The 13,126-nt window shown below is 73.4% G+C and carries 14 protein-coding genes; 3 read left to right on the top strand and 11 right to left on the bottom strand.

Translation table 11 applies throughout. From position 1 onward, the window contains the following. Positions 1 to 119 precede the first annotated feature (119 nt). The 6 genes from AB0883_RS10455 to AB0883_RS10430 form a co-directional block, all read right to left on the bottom strand. Positions 120 to 863, bottom strand: a complete 744-nt coding sequence (locus AB0883_RS10455; protein ID WP_366640962.1) for a class I SAM-dependent methyltransferase — start codon at positions 861 to 863, stop codon at positions 120 to 122. Continuing rightward, positions 847 to 2,094, bottom strand: a complete 1,248-nt coding sequence (locus AB0883_RS10450) for an MFS transporter (protein ID WP_366640961.1) — start codon at positions 2,092 to 2,094, stop codon at positions 847 to 849. Before AB0883_RS10450 ends, AB0883_RS10455 begins: the two co-directional genes overlap by 17 nt. Continuing rightward, positions 2,091 to 3,110, bottom strand: coding sequence for an alanine racemase (locus AB0883_RS10445; RefSeq protein WP_366640960.1), 1,020 nt, complete (start codon positions 3,108 to 3,110; stop codon positions 2,091 to 2,093). The genes AB0883_RS10450 and AB0883_RS10445 overlap by 4 nt, the downstream gene beginning before the upstream one ends. Continuing rightward, complete coding sequence (locus AB0883_RS10440; RefSeq protein WP_366640959.1) at positions 3,107 to 4,201, bottom strand: SagB family peptide dehydrogenase; 1,095 nt, start codon at positions 4,199 to 4,201, stop codon at positions 3,107 to 3,109. Before AB0883_RS10440 ends, AB0883_RS10445 begins: the two co-directional genes overlap by 4 nt. Before the next feature lie 221 nt (positions 4,202 to 4,422). Then, positions 4,423 to 5,151: a GNAT family N-acetyltransferase gene (locus AB0883_RS10435; RefSeq protein ID WP_366640958.1), complete on the bottom strand. Its 729-nt coding sequence runs from the start codon at positions 5,149 to 5,151 to the stop codon at positions 4,423 to 4,425. A 74-nt stretch (positions 5,152 to 5,225) separates the two neighbouring features. Beyond that, complete coding sequence (locus AB0883_RS10430) at positions 5,226 to 6,050, bottom strand: SDR family NAD(P)-dependent oxidoreductase (RefSeq protein WP_366640957.1); 825 nt, start codon at positions 6,048 to 6,050, stop codon at positions 5,226 to 5,228. 119 nt (positions 6,051 to 6,169) lie between these two features. Here AB0883_RS10430 and AB0883_RS10425 point away from each other — a divergent pair, with 119 nt between their 5' ends. Further along, positions 6,170 to 7,126: a CoA ester lyase gene (locus AB0883_RS10425; protein WP_366640956.1), complete on the top strand. Its 957-nt coding sequence runs from the start codon at positions 6,170 to 6,172 to the stop codon at positions 7,124 to 7,126. A 57-nt stretch (positions 7,127 to 7,183) separates the two neighbouring features. Here the strand turns inward: AB0883_RS10425 and AB0883_RS10420 are convergent, their stop codons facing one another. Further along, positions 7,184 to 7,714, bottom strand: coding sequence for a DUF4190 domain-containing protein (locus tag AB0883_RS10420; protein WP_366640955.1), 531 nt, complete (start codon positions 7,712 to 7,714; stop codon positions 7,184 to 7,186). Positions 7,715 to 7,834: 120 nt separating this feature from the next. Here AB0883_RS10420 and AB0883_RS10415 point away from each other — a divergent pair, with 120 nt between their 5' ends. Next, on the top strand, positions 7,835 to 8,740 hold the full coding sequence (locus tag AB0883_RS10415) for an SDR family NAD(P)-dependent oxidoreductase (protein WP_366640954.1): 906 nt from the start codon (positions 7,835 to 7,837) through the stop codon (positions 8,738 to 8,740). Positions 8,741 to 8,750: 10 nt separating this feature from the next. Here the strand turns inward: AB0883_RS10415 and AB0883_RS10410 are convergent, their stop codons facing one another. Further along, complete coding sequence (locus AB0883_RS10410) at positions 8,751 to 9,275, bottom strand: DUF4190 domain-containing protein (RefSeq protein WP_366640953.1); 525 nt, start codon at positions 9,273 to 9,275, stop codon at positions 8,751 to 8,753. Between the two features lie 174 nt (positions 9,276 to 9,449). On the opposite strand from AB0883_RS10410, the gene AB0883_RS10405 reads away from it, so the two are divergent. Continuing rightward, positions 9,450 to 10,646, top strand: coding sequence for an acyl-CoA dehydrogenase family protein (locus AB0883_RS10405; protein WP_366640952.1), 1,197 nt, complete (start codon positions 9,450 to 9,452; stop codon positions 10,644 to 10,646). A gap of 237 nt (positions 10,647 to 10,883) precedes the next feature. Here AB0883_RS10405 and AB0883_RS10400 read toward each other — a convergent pair whose 3' ends face one another. Genes AB0883_RS10400 through AB0883_RS10390 form a run of 3 tightly spaced genes read right to left on the bottom strand, consistent with a single transcriptional unit; the run spans position 10,884 to position 13,112 of the window. Further along, positions 10,884 to 11,291, bottom strand: a complete 408-nt coding sequence (locus AB0883_RS10400; RefSeq protein WP_121396731.1) for a CoA-binding protein — start codon at positions 11,289 to 11,291, stop codon at positions 10,884 to 10,886. A gap of 22 nt (positions 11,292 to 11,313) precedes the next feature. After that, entirely contained in the window at positions 11,314 to 12,039 is a 726-nt protein-coding gene (locus AB0883_RS10395; RefSeq protein WP_366640951.1) for a hypothetical protein, read from the bottom strand. 23 nt (positions 12,040 to 12,062) lie between these two features. After that, entirely contained in the window at positions 12,063 to 13,112 is a 1,050-nt protein-coding gene (locus AB0883_RS10390) for an Rv2578c family radical SAM protein (protein WP_366640950.1), read from the bottom strand. Between the last annotated feature and the right edge of the window lie 14 nt (positions 13,113 to 13,126).

The following is a 13,126-nucleotide window of genomic DNA, read 5'->3' as shown; positions in this document are numbered from 1 at the left end:
GTCCCGGATCGCGAAGTAGTCGCGGGCGGTGGCGAAGACGGTCCGGTCCCTCCGCCGGGGCACCGGCGGCAGGCCGGCCACCCCCGGCCCCCTCGCGGCCGGGAGCCGGGCGGCGGCCGTCAGTCGCGTCGGGCGACCACCGCGACCCTGGGCAGCGCCTCCGGGTCCGGTACCGGGGTGAGCAGGTCGTCGATTGCGGCGACGTGGCTCGTCACCCAGCCGGCGTCCGCCAGGGCGGCGAGCACGTCGGCCACGGGATGGGCGGTGTTGGTGATCGTCGTGGCGAAGGGGGTCGCGCGGCCGTCGTCGGTGCGTAGCTCACCGGTGACGTGCAGCGGGCGGCGATCGCCGTCGAGCGGGCCCCGGGCCACCACGACCGAGACGGCCTCGTCCTGCCGGCTGACCGGTGGGACGTCGGCGAGGAGTCCCCTGACCGTGGACATGTCGAAGCCGAACCATCCGCCCGGGGCGACCGCCTGGTGGACGCGGCGCAGGTAGGCGCGGACCCGTTCGATCCCGCCGACGTGGTTGACGATGTCGTAGGTGGAGACCGCGAACGCGCAGGGCCGCGGCACCTCGAAGTCCACGGCGTCCGCGGCGATCAGCACCGCGTCGGCGCCGGCCAGCCGCTCGCGCGCGCGGGCGATCATCGCCTCGGAGACGTCGACGCCGACGATCCGGTAGTTGGCGGCGGCGAACCGGGCGGCCACGATGCCGGTGCCGCAGCCGACGTCGAGCAGGCTCCGCTCGGCTCCGGGTGCCACATGTGCGTGCAGCCGCAGCCACGCGTCGCCCATCCGCTCGGGGTACGGCGCCCAGAAGCGGTCATACGCCGTGACGAAGGCGTCAACGTACTCGGCCATCGGGTTGCCTTTCGTAGTGCCGGACGGGGGAACTGGCCAACGGGAGGAGCGCGGCGACGAAGATCACCGCGGCCAGACCGAGCAGGGTCGTCCGCACGCCGATCCCCGGTACGACGAAACCGGCGGCGATCATGACCGGCGGTCCCAGCCCCACCGCCCCCAGCCACTCGTACGCGCTCACGCGGGACATCGCCTCCGTCGGCACCTCGGACTGGACGGTCGTCTCCCACAGCACGCCGAAGACGTCGAAGGCGACCCCGGCCAGCACGGCGGCGAGGATCACGAACGGCAGCGCGGCACCGGCTCCGAGCAGCAACGCCGGCAGTCCCAGCATCGACACGGCGAGTACGGCCGTGCGCAGGGGACGGGTCGTGGTGATCCGCAGCGCGACCAGCACGCCGGCGAACATCCCCACCGCGTACCCGGCGAGGACGCCGGACCACGCGCCCGCGCCGCCCAGGTGCGCTCTGGCGAGCAACGGCCCCGCGAGCCCGAAGGTGACCCCGACGGCGGCGTTGATCACGGCCGCGCAGAGCACGATCTGCCACAGCCACCGCCGTCGGACGAACTCGCGCCAACCGTCGCGGAGTTCGGCGGGCAGGTTCCGCCTGGCCGTCCGGGTCGTCGCGGCGAGGCGCAGCCGCGCGAGAAGTCCGGCGGCGACGGCGAACGTCGCGGCGTCGAGGGCCAGCGCCCAACCCGGTCCCAGCCAGGTGATCAGCGCCCCGCCCGCGGTGAAGCCCGCCACCGTGGCGGTGTTCGTACCCAGCCGCAGCACCGCGTTGCCGCGCTGCCGCGCCCCGGGCGCGACGAGTTCGGCGGTCAGCCCGTTGAGCGAGGGCAGCAGCAGGGCGGAGGCGGTGCCGGCGACGGCCGCGCAGACGGCGAGGGCGGCGACGCTCGCCCGTCCGCTCAGCACGAGGACGGTCATCGCGGCGTACGCCGTGCCGCACATCAGCTCGGCCGCCACGATCACGCGGTGACGCGGCAGCCGGTCGCCGATGACGCCGCCGAGCAGCATCAGCGCGATCCTGGGCACCGAGATCGCGGCGAGCACCAGCGACAGCGCCGGAGGCGATCCGCCGGGCAGGTCGAGTACGGCGAAGGTCAGCGCGAGTGGGCCCATCGCGTTGCCGAAGACGGAGATCGTCCTGGCCGTGGCGAACAGGACGAACCGGCGCTCGCGCAGCGGGTCCGCCGGGCGGTCCACGGACGCGACGGTGTCGGTCATGCCCGGTCCGGGCGGACCAGCGCCTGCCACCGCGCCACCGGCTCGCCGTCGTCGAGCACGTGCAGCAGCGGCCGGCGGGCCACCACCGGGCACACGTGCCCGGGCAGCACCCGCAACTCGTCGCCCACCGACACCGAGTCCGCGGCGACCGGCGCGCCGTCCGGCCCGGTCAGCACGACACCGCTCATCCAGGTCTGGTCGGCGCCCGCGAGCAGCGTGTCGGCGTCGGTGCGCAGCGCCTGCCCGTCGTTTCCGGTGACGGTCGTGGTGACGGCGATCGCGACCGCCTCGGGACGGCACTCGCCCAGCCGGGCCAGCCCGCCGTCGAGCAGCGCGTACGCGCCCGCGCACACCTCGGTCACGCCGGCGACGTCCAGCGCGCCGGCGAGGGTCGGGGTGCCCCCGACGCTCACCTCCGGGCAGGGTGACCCGGCCGCGCGGATCCGCTGGGCCACCGACACCAGCAGCTGCGCCTGGCGACGGCCCAGCTCGACCCGGTCGTGCGCGGCGGCGGGATCGACGATCCCCACGTAACCGGTCACGCCCGCGAGGCGCAGCCCGCCGGTCTTCGCGACCGTGGCGGCCAGTTCCCCGGCCGCGTCCGGGTCGACGCCGACCCGGTGCAGACCGGTGTCGACCTCGATCCGTACGCCGAGTTCGACGCCGTGCGCCTCGGCCGCCGCGCCGAGCCCGGTCACCGCGTCCGGGTGGTCCACGTGCACCGTCACGGCGCAGTGCCGGGCGAGCCGGGCGAACCTGGTCCACCGCCACGGATCGCGCCACGGCCACGCCACCGTCACGTCCGTCACGCCCACCGCGACGTAGGCCTCGGCCTCTGCCGCCGAGTGGACCGCGACGCCCACCGCTCCGGCGGCCACCTGCCGGGTGGCGATCTCGGGGCTCCGGTGCCCCTTGACGTGTGCCCGTAGGGCCACCCCGGCCTCGGCCGCGCGCCTGCCGTACCGCGCGATGTTCGCGTCCAGCCGGGCCAGGTCGACGGTCACCCTCGGCGTCATTCGCCCCGTCCGTGCCAGGCGTCCGGGGGGAAGGAGAACGCCGCGTCGCCGCCGGCGAGCATCGCCGCCTGGCGGTCCCGCTCGGCGGGGTGCGGCACGCCGACGCCAGACACGCCGAGGAAGATCTCGTCCAGCCAGGACAGGCCGAGGGCGTCCTCGACGGGCGCGTCGCGGGTGGCGGCGGTGAAGAACGTCCCGAGACCGAGCGCGGTCGCGGTGAGGTACACGGTCTGGCTCAGGTGACCGACGTCGAGCAGGAGCGCACGGTACGCGCGCGCGGCCGGGTACTTCCACACGGTCCGGTCGAGCACCGCCGCGTACATCAGCAGGAAGTTTGCCTGGGCGGCGTGCGGCTGACCGCCGCACCACTCGCGCAGCTGGTCCTCGCCAGGAGCCGGCGTGAGCCGCACCAGCTCGTGGCGGCGCACCGCGTAGTGGTAGACGCCGGGCTCCAGCCCCTCGACGTCGCGGACCACCGGGTAGACCTCGACCGGGTGGCGGGCCCCGCCGGAGGGGGCGGTCTTGAGTAGCGCCGTACCGACTCCGGAGACGTCCACCTCGCGGCGGACCCCGGCCGTCCAGCGCAGCAGGGCGGCGAACGCCGACAGCGGCACCGGACGATCCGGGTCGAACCATCGCGTCGACCGCCGGGCGGCGAGGACCGCGGTGAAGTCGACGGCCGGCGGGTCGGCGGGGGGCAGGGCGATCCGCGGACCGTCGTGCTCCTTGACCGGCTCCGGCTGGCCGGTCTTGGCCCGGAGCACCGCGGCGTCCTCGGCGGCGGAGCGGAAGACGTCGCTGCCGAGCGTGCGGCTGGCCAGGTGGTAGTAGGTGGCCGCCGGTCCCAGGTCGCGCCAGGCGCCGAGGCGTTCCTCCCGGGCGTGCTCCGGCGAACCCTCGGCGACGAGAACGTGGGCGTCGAGGAGCTGCTGCGCGAGCCGGCCGTCGAGCTCGGCCCAGTCGGCGTAGTCGCGCAGCAGCCTCTCCGCCTCGACGGTCAACGCGAACTGCCGGTGCCTCAGCGGGTCGTCGCAGACCAGTTGGCCGTCACGCCACAGGAAGACGACCAGCCGCGACACACGGACACGCATGACCACTCAGGCTTCGACCGGTCAGGCCTCGACCGGAGGCTCCAGGCAGGTCAGTTCCTGGTCGTAGTCGTCGGACGCCACCGGCTCGAAGGCCTCGATCTGCTCGGTCATGCGGGAGCTCCCCTCATTAATCGGCGTTGATCACTGCAATGCACCGTATCAGACCGTCCACAGTGAACACACCCTCTGCAGGGGACGGGCCTGTCCGCGCCCGCGCCGGTTCAGACCTCGTGGACCTCCAGCACCCGGGTGGTCGGGGCGGCGTCGCCCAGTTCCTCCCGCAGCGCCACCCGCTCCGGGTCGGCCAGGAAACCGTCGTAGCCGTCGCGGGTGTCGAACCGGATCAGGTGCACCTCCGTACGCCCGTCGCCGGTGCGCTGCCGACGCTCCAGCCGCCCGCCGTGCCGCCCGAGCAGGCCGAGCACCGCGTCCTCGTACCGCTGGCCGGCCTCGACCGCGTCGGGGGCCAGCTCCACCAGCGCCACCAGGCGCACGGCGGCGGCCGGATCGGTGACCAGCGACTTGACGAAGTGGTGGTCGACGTGGCCGCCGGGGATGCCCTCGCGGCGGCCCGTGTCGAGGTAGCCGTGCCGGCGGTAGAACTCCGGCGCCTGGAACGAGAACGAGGAGACCGACATCTCCGTGCAGCCGCGCCGGCGGGCCTCGTCCTCGGCGGCGCGCAGCAGCCGCCCGCCCCAGCCCTCGCCGCGGCGGTCCTCGCGCACCCACACCATGTTGATGCCGGCGCAGCCGCCCCAGGACCAGCCGGTGAGGCCGGCCACCAGCTCACCGTCGGCGTCGTCGACCCGGACGTTGAGGGTGGCCTCGTCGTCCGCGCCGGTGGCCCGGTTGTTGAAGACGGTCAGCTCGGCGTCGAGCCGGCCCGGAAGCTCCTTGTCATCGCCGAGCACGCGCAGGATGGCGCCGGCGTCGTTCCCCGTGGTCGTCATGCGGCGGAGTATCGCAGCGCCCCGGCCTCCGGCGACACCGCAGATCCGGCGGCACCGCCTGCCGGGCGGCCCCGCTATCCGGCGATGCCGACGGCGTCGGCGCTGGCCGCCCAGAGCCGGGCGGCGAGCTGCGGGTCGGCCGCCTTGGGCCACGGTCGGCGCAGCCGCCGGTCGATGTGGTAGCCGCCCGTCACCAGCCGCTCCGGGTCCTGGTGGGCCAGCCAGACCAGCGTCTCCGCGCCCTTCTCCGGGCTGCGCAACGGCAGGATCCGCATGCCCAGGGCGACCAGTCGGTTGTCGTTGCCGAACCGGCTGCGCACCACCCCGGGATGGAAGGAGTACGCGGGGACGTCCGGCCAGCGTCGGGCCGCCTCGGCCGCGAAGAGGATGTTCGCCTGCTTGCTGGTGCCGTACGCCCGCATCGGCCAGTAGCGGCGCAGCGGGGCGTTCAGGTCGGCCGGGTCGAGCACGCCACTGCGGTGCGCGCCGGAGGCCGTCACCACCATCCGGCCGATCCGGTCGCGCAGCAGGTTGCTGAGCAGGAACGGGGCCAGATGGTTGGCCTGGATCGACAGCTCGAAGCCGTCGACCGTGGTGAGCGGCTGGAGCACGATCGCACCGGCGTTGTTGGCGAGCACGTCGATCCGGTCGTACGCCTCGCGCAGCTTCCCGGCCAGCCGGCGGACGTCGTCCAGCACCGCGAAGTCGGCCCGGAACAGCTCCGGCCGTTCGCCGGACGCCTCCCGCACCTGTTCCGCCGCGGCCTGGAGCCGGGCCGGGTCCCGACCGACCAGTACCACCTGGTCACCACGGCGCGCCAGGTCGACGGCGGCCGCCAGCCCGATGCCCGAACTGGCCCCGGTCACCACCACGAGCCGACGCCCAGTGAGATCTTCCACAGGTTCATTCACCCCGGTCACGGCACGAGGTTACCGTGGCGTCACAAAGACCTTTGGGATCGTTAAGTCCTCGTCAGGTGACGTCGGCGTGCCCGCCGCACGCTGGAAGGAGCACATCCATGGCCGCAGTCGGTCGCCCCCGCCGGTCCTGCCTCGCGGTACCCGGCTCCAGCGTCAAGATGCTCGGCAAGGCCCAGGGCCTCCCGGCCGACCAGGTCTTCCTGGACCTGGAGGACGCGGTCGCCCCGCTGGCCAAGCCCGACGCCCGGAAGAACATCGTCGCGGCGCTCAACGAGGGCGACTGGTCGGGCAAGACCCGCGTCGTCCGCGTCAACGACCTGACCACGCCGTGGACCTACCGCGACGTCATCGACGTGGTGGAGGGGGCCGGCGCCAACCTCGACTGCGTCATGCTGCCGAAGGTGCAGAACGCGGCCCAGGTGCAGTGGCTCGACATGACGCTGACCCAGCTGGAGAAGACGCTCGGCCTGGAGATCGGCCGGATCGGCATCGAGGCCCAGATCGAGAACGCCGCCGGCCTGGTCAACGTGGACGCCATCGCGGCCGCCTCGCCCCGGGTCGAGACCATCATCTTCGGTCCGGCCGACTTCATGGCCTCGATCAACATGAAGTCCCTGGTGGTCGGCGCGCTCATCCCGGACTACCCGGGCGACCCCTACCACTACATCCTCATGCGCATCCTGATGGCGGCCCGGATGCACGACAAGCAGGCCATCGACGGCCCGTTCCTGCAGATCCGCGACGTGGACGCGTTCCGCGAGGTGGCCAAGCGCTCGGCGGCGCTCGGCTTCGACGGCAAGTGGGTGCTGCACCCGGGCCAGATCGACGCCGCGAACGAGGTCTACTCGCCGGCCCAGGCCGACTACGACCACGCCGAGCTGATCCTCGACGCGTACGAGCACTACACGTCGGAGGCGGGCGGCAGGCTCGGCGCGGTGATGCTCGGCGACGAGATGATCGACGAGGCGTCCCGCAAGATGGCCCTCGTGGTGGCGGCGAAGGGCCGGGCCGCGGGCATGACCCGTACCTCGTCGTTCACCCCGCCGGCGGAGTAGTTCCGCCCTTCCGATCGTCCGTGCCGCCCCGGTCCGCGCCGGGGCGGCACCGTCGCGTCAGTAGGTGCTGCTGTTGCCGGACTGGGAGATCGCGAAGACGATGATCGCCACGTAGAAGAGGACCACCAGCAGGTACAGGCCGGTGACGATCCAGCCGACGATGATGCCGGCCTTCGCCATGCCCTCGCCGCCCTCGCCGGACTGCCGGATCTGGTTCAGCGCGACGTGGCCGAGGATCGCGCCGATCGGCGCGGTGATGCAGGAGCCGATGCCGACCAGCGCCAGCACCAGGGCGGCGATGGCGAGGCCGTTGGTCTTCAAGGCGGGGGCGTAGCCGTACGGCGGGTAGGCCGGCGGATAGGCGGCGGGCGCGGGCTGCCCGGAGGCCTGCTTCATCCCGGCGTACGGGTCGCCGCCCGCGTACGGGTCCGGGGCGTACGGATCCGCCGGCGCGTACGGGTCGGCGCCGGTGGGCTGTGCGGGGACGGGGTGACCGCTCACCGGGAGGGCGGGGTCGGCGGGCGGGCTCGACTGCTGGCCCGACCACGCCGGGTCGTTCCAGCCGCCGGAGGGCGGGGGATATGTCATTCGTCTGCTCCGTAGGGTCGGGGTGCGCCCGTCAGGGTAGTCAGCCCTGCCCAAACCCCGAGGTGCCGCCACCGGGTGTGCCGCGTTGCCCGCGCCCGGGGAAGCGGGCAGGATCCTGGCATGGTGATTGACGCGCGAGCCGCGGACCGCTCCGGCAGCCGACCGAGACGGGACGCGAGCCGCCCCGGCGTGGCCCGGCGCACCCGCGCCGCCGCCCCAACGGGCACCGCCGGCACCGACGAGCCCGCGCCGCTGCCGGACCCGGTGACCATGCGGCTCGACGGGAAGGTCGCCCTGGTCACCGGGGCGGGCAGCCCGGACGGCATCGGGTTCGCGACGGCCCGCCGGCTGGCCGACCTCGGCGCCCGGGTGGCCATCGTCTCCACCACCCGACGCATCCACGAACGGGCCGGCGAGTTGGGCGTGACCGGCTTCGTCGCCGACCTCACCGACGAGTCGGAGGTGGGCGCGCTCGCCGACGCGGTCGCCGAGCAGCTCGGGGACGTCGAGGTGCTGGTCAACAACGCCGGCCTGGCCAGCCGGGCCAGCCCCGAGGTGCTGCGCCCGGTCGCCCAGCTCAGCTACGACGAGTGGCGCGGCGAGATCGACCGCAACCTCACCACCGCGTTCCTGTGCAGCCGGGCCTTCATCGGCGGCATGGCCGAGCGGGGCTGGGGCCGGATCGTCAACCTGTCGGCCACCGCAGGGCCGGTCAACGCCCTGCCGACCGAGGCGGCCTACGCGGCGGCCAAGGCGGGCGTGGTCGGGCTGACCCGGGCGCTGGCGATGGAGATGATCGCCGACGGGGTGACCGTCAACGCGGTCGCGCCGGGCACCATCCACACCGCGGCCTCCACGGTGGCGGAGATCAGGCAGGGCCTCGGTACCCCGGTCGGCCGCCCCGGCACGCCGGACGAGGTGGCCGCGGCGATCGCCTTCCTCTGCTCGCCGGCCGCCTCGTACATCACGGGACAGATGCTGGTGGTGGACGGCGGCAACAGCGTCCGCGAGGCCGAGTTCCGCTGATCTGCGGGGCTCAGTAGTTGGGGCCGCTGTTGCCGGCGACGGCGAACAGCGCGATCCAGCCGCAGCAGGCCAGCAGGCCGAGCCCGGTGATGACGTAGCTGAGGATGAGGCCCCACGTGGCCAGCTGGTCGCCCTCCTCGCCGGTCGTGCGGATCTGCCGCTTGGCCAGGTGCCCGAGGACGATGCCGGCCGGGGAGAAGACGAACGCGAAGACGAGCGAGAGGATGGCCAGCACGTTCGTCCCGCCGGGCCGGTGACCGGACGGCGGGCCGTACTGCCCGTAGGGCACCTGCGGGGTGTACGGGGGCTGGTGCCCCCACTGCTGCCCGTGCGGCGGCTCCCCGGGCTGCTCGTAGCTCGGCTGCCCGTAGGAGGGCTGCTCGTGCGACGGCTGTCCGTAGCCGGGCTGCTCGTAGGACGGCGGTTCGGGGGCGGGTGGCGGCTCGTACCGTGACGGGTCGTGCCCCGGCGGGGGCTCCCAGGGCGACGGCGACCGGTCCGGATCGGGCGGCCCCGACGACGGTGGCTGGCTCACGGTCTCCTCCTGCCGGTGGCGGATCGCGTCCCCTCTTGCCGGACGCTACCCGCAGCGGTGAACCTTTTCACAGCGGTTGTGTGGACTGGTCACCTTGGCCTCGACCGCCGTGCGGCCAATACTGACGAAGCGTTCAGTTACCCATGAGTAAGGCGCCGACCCCCGGAGGCTGAGATGGCCCGACTCGCCCAGACGCCCGGCCTGACCGATGTGCAGCGGTCGATCCTGGAGACCGTCCGGGAGTTCGCCGACAAGGAGATCATCCCGCACGCGCAGCGGCTGGAGCACGCCGACGAGTACCCGAGCGACATCCTCGACGGGATGCGCGAGATGGGGCTCTTCGGCCTCACCATCGACGAGGAGTACGGCGGGCTCGGCGAGTCTCTGCTCACCTACGCGCTGGTGGTCGAGGAGCTGTCGCGGGGCTGGATGTCGATCTCCGGCATCGTCAACACCCACTTCATCGTCGCGTACCTGGTCTCCCAGCACGGCTCCGCCGAGCAGAAGGCCCGGCTGCTGCCGAAGATGGCGACCGGCGAGGTGCGCGGCGCTTTCTCGATGTCCGAGCCCGAGTGCGGCTCCGACGTCTCCGCGATCAAGTCGAAGGCCGTGCGCGACGGCGACCGGTACGTCATCAACGGCCAGAAGATGTGGCTGACCAACGGGGCGTACTCCTCCGTGGTGGCCACCCTGGTCAAGACCGAGACCGGCGCCGACTCCGTCTACGGCAACATGAGCACCTTCCTGCTGGAGAAGGAGCCCGGCTTCGGCGAGACCGCGCCCGGCCTGACCATCCCCGGCAAGATCGACAAGATGGGCTACAAGGGCGTCGAGACCACCGAGATGGTGCTCGACGGGGTGACCGTCGACGAGTCCGCCGTCCTCGGCGGCGCGGAGAAGGTCGGCCGCGGCTTCTACCAGATGATGGACGGCATCGAGGTCGGCCGCGTCAACGTGGCCGCCCGCGCCTGCGGCATCTCGATCCGCGCCTTCGAGCTGGCCGTCGCGTACGCCCAGCAGCGCCGCACCTTCGGCCAGCCGCTCGCGAAGCACCAGGCCATCGCGTTCAAGCTCGCCGAGATGGGCACCAAGATCGAGGCCGCCCACGCGCTCATGGTCAACGCCGCGCGGCTCAAGGACGCCGGCCAGCGCAACGACGTCGAGGCCGGCATGGCCAAGCTGCTCGCCTCGGAGTACTGCGCCGAGGTCGTCCAGGAGGCGTTCCGCATCCACGGCGGCTACGGCTACTCCAAGGAGTACGAGATCGAGCGGCTCATGCGGGAGGCCCCGTTCCTGCTCATCGGCGAGGGCACCTCGGAGATCCAGAAGACCATCATCTCCCGGGGCCTGCTCAAGGAGTACAAGCTCTGACGCCTGCGCCGCGCCGGCGGCACCGGCCCACGGGCGGTGCCGCCGACGGCCCCTGTCGAGCTGAGTCGTCTACGACATCGCCCGTGGCGTGCGGGCGTGAGTCGGCTGCGACATCACCCGGAACGCGGGCGTGAGCCGACCATGACATCCGCCCGGGGCCGTGCGGCGTGAGTCGTTCACGACATCAGCTCGACAGGGCCGACCCGACGGCACCGGCGCCGCCCGCCGTACGCCCGATCAGCCCAGTCGGGTCAGGCCGGCGGCGGCGCGCTCGACGATCAGGCAGCGGTCCTCGACGTAGTCGACGCCCGCCTCCGTGGCGATCCGCCGCGCCTCGGCCGAGACGATGCCGAGCTGCAACCAGACCGCCGGCGCGCCGATCGCCACCGCCTCGCGCACCACGTCGACCGCGTCCTGCGCCGGCCGGAACACGTCGACCAGGTCGACCGGGTGCGGGATGTCGGCCAGGGACCGGTAGACCCGCTCACCGAAGAGTTCGTCGGCCGTCGGGTTGACCGGGATGATGCGCCAGCCGTACCGCTGCATCTGCAACGGCACGCTGTGCGCGGCCTTGCGCGGGTCGCGGGACGCGCCCACGACGGCGATCACGGCGGAGTCGGCGAGGATCTGCTGAGCGGAGCGCACCCGTCGACTCTAACCCCGCCGCTCAGCCCCCGCCCGCGAGCGCGCGGCGCAGCCGGGCGTGCTCCTGCGGCGTGCCGATCGCCGCGCGGTGCGCGGGATGCGCGGCGTAGTGCTGGATCGCCGCGGCCAGCGCCTGCGGCGCGACGTCCAGCTCACCGGTCTCCACGACGACGTGGCGGCGCGAGCCGATCCCCCGGAGCCGGACCTGGTCCCGGCTGCGTACCGGCAGCCGCAGGACGTTGGAGTGCCGGTACGAAAGGCTCGGAACCGCCGGGTCCAGGGCCTCCCACGGCACCCCGACCTGCTGAAGCGGATGGCCGGCCTCGATCCCGGCCGGGGTCAGCGCGACGCTCGGCACCCGGCGCCAGAGAAGGACGGCCAGCAGCACGGCGAGCGGGCCCGCGAGGGCCGGGTAGAGCCACCACAGGTCCTCCCGGTCCGAGGCGAGCTGGTTGGTCGCCGTGTAGGTGAGGAAGGCGAGCAGGACCCAGCGGTAGCTCATCCGTCCCGTGGGCGGGACGAAGAAGACGCGCTCCCGCTCGTCCGCCCGCAGGTCGCCGTCGCCCGGCTTGCCGAAGGCGCGCATGAGGCTCCACAGCAGCGCGACCAACGGCACCAGCATGAGCAGGGCGGTCTGACCGCTGGTGCGCACCGACCCCGCCGCCAGCCCCCAGAGCAGCCCGACTGCCACCGCGACCGCCACCGCGACGCGCTGCCGGCGCAGCGCCCTTGCGATCGTCTCCCGCACACCGGCAGCGTATCGGTGGTCGTCTACAGGAGAGTGAGCTGCTCGGCGGCCGGCGGCGCGGGAACCGGGTCGGTCGGGCGGCGGTCGTCGCCCCGCTCGCCCCGGTGCAGCCCGTGCCGGCGGGCCGCGATGCGCACCCGCGCCGTCAGCTCCCGCTGGTAGGACTGCGGGGCGTACGCGCCGGAGCGGTAGAGCTCGCGGTAGCGGGGGACCAGGTGCGGGAACTCGCGGCCGAGCCAGCGCGCGTACCACTCCCGGGCCCCCGGTCGCAGGTGCAGGGCCAGCGGCGTCGCGCTGCTCGCCCCGGCGGCGGCGATGGCCGCCACGGTCGCGTCGATCGACTCGTCGTCGTCGCTGAGCCCGGGCAGGATCGGCGCCATCAGCACGCCGACGTCGAAGCCGGCGTCGGCCAGCGTCCGGACGGCGTCGAGCCGCCGCCTCGGGCTGGGGGTGCCCGGCTCGACCGCCCGCCAGAGCCGCTCGTCGACGAAGCCCACCGAGTACGACACGCCGACCCGGGTGACCTCGGCGGCCTGGCGCAGCAGCGGCAGGTCACGCAGGATCAGCGTGCCCTTGGTGAGGATCGAGAACGGGTTGGCGAAGTCGCGCAACGCCGCGATGATCTGCGGCATGAGCTGGTAGCGCCCCTCGGCCCGCTGGTAGCAGTCGACGTTGGTGCCCATCGCGACGTGCGCGCCCCGCCAGCGCGGTGCGGCCAGCTCCCGCCGGACCAGCTCACCGGCGTTGACCTTGACGATGATCTTCCGGTCGAAGTCCGCCCCGGCGTCGAGGTCGAGGTAGGTGTGCGTGTTACGTGCGAAGCAGTATTTGCACGCATGACTGCAGCCCCGGTACGGGTTGATCGTCCACTCGAACGGGACCCGGGACGTGCCGGGCACCTTGTTGATGATCGACTTGGCCTGCACCTCGTAGAACGTCATGCCGGCGAAGCCCGGCGTGTCGAAGGTGCGGGCGACGGCGCCGGGCAGCGCCAGCGGCAGGGGTGGTGTCGCCGGCGCTGCCCGGGCCGGGACCCCCTCGTCCGGGGGAGCGGCGAGGTTGTCCCAGCGCATGGCCCTCATTCGAA

It is taken from the genome of Micromonospora sp. NPDC047812 (assembly GCF_040704175.1).
Classification (GTDB): Bacteria; Actinomycetota; Actinomycetes; order Mycobacteriales; family Micromonosporaceae; genus Micromonospora.
Note: the sequence above shows the minus strand (reverse complement) of the source record. Positions and strands in the feature narration are given on the sequence as shown.